The following is a 737-nucleotide window of genomic DNA, read 5'->3' as shown; positions in this document are numbered from 1 at the left end:
ATCAGGCATTGGGTGATCGGGCTGTAACGGAGCCCGTTTTCAACAATCTCCCGCAATTCTTTTTCGTCTTTGGCGATGCCCCCTCCGGTTCCGCCCAGTGTGTAAGCAGGCCGGACGATCACGGGATAGCCGGTTTCGCCGGCAAACCGGAGTGCTTCGTCGACCGTGTGCACAATCGCGCTTTCCGGAACCGGCTCTCCCAGCTCCTGCATCAATGCCCGGAACGAATCGCGATCCTCTGCACGGATGATCGCTTGCAGATCGGTTCCCAGAAGACGGACGCCTTCCCGTTCCAAAACCCCTTGTTTGGCCAATTCCACCGCCAAGTTTAAGCCTGTTTGCCCTCCCAGGGTGGGCAAAAGGCCATCGGGACGCTCTTTGCGAATCACTTGCGTGATAAATTCGGCGGTCAGCGGTTCAATATAGACGCGATCTGCCATGTTGGTATCGGTCATGATCGTGGCCGGATTGCTGTTGACCAAAACCACTTCCAATCCTTCTTCTTTCAGCGCCTGGCACGCTTGCGTCCCGGCGTAGTCGAATTCCGCGGCCTGCCCGATCACGATCGGCCCGGAACCAATCACCAAGATTTTTTTCAAGGTCGGATCTTTAGGCATTGACGGTCTCTCCCTTCCGTGCAAAAGACTCCATCATCTCAAGAAAACGGTCAAACAGATAACCCGAGTCAAGCGGGCCCGGTGCCGATTCCGGATGATATTGGACGGTGAACACCGGCA

2 protein-coding genes are annotated in these 737 nt (G+C 56.0%); both read right to left on the bottom strand.

All coding sequences use genetic code 11. The annotated features are described in order from the left end of the window. The coding region (locus H1R82_RS13880; RefSeq protein ID WP_445267835.1) for a carbamoyl phosphate synthase preATP-grasp domain-containing protein at positions 1 to 617 on the bottom strand (617 nt) is incomplete at its 3' end. Then, on the bottom strand, positions 610 to 732 hold the full coding sequence (locus H1R82_RS13875; RefSeq protein WP_374189130.1) for a glutamine amidotransferase-related protein: 123 nt from the start codon (positions 730 to 732) through the stop codon (positions 610 to 612). The genes H1R82_RS13880 and H1R82_RS13875, both read right to left, overlap by 8 nt. Between the last annotated feature and the right edge of the window lie 5 nt (positions 733 to 737).

Source organism: Thermoactinomyces intermedius (assembly GCF_013912365.1).
Classification (GTDB): domain Bacteria; phylum Bacillota; class Bacilli; order Thermoactinomycetales; family Thermoactinomycetaceae; genus Thermoactinomyces; species Thermoactinomyces intermedius.
The sequence above is the reverse complement of the archived record's forward strand: the minus strand, read 5'-3'. Positions and strand labels throughout refer to the sequence as shown.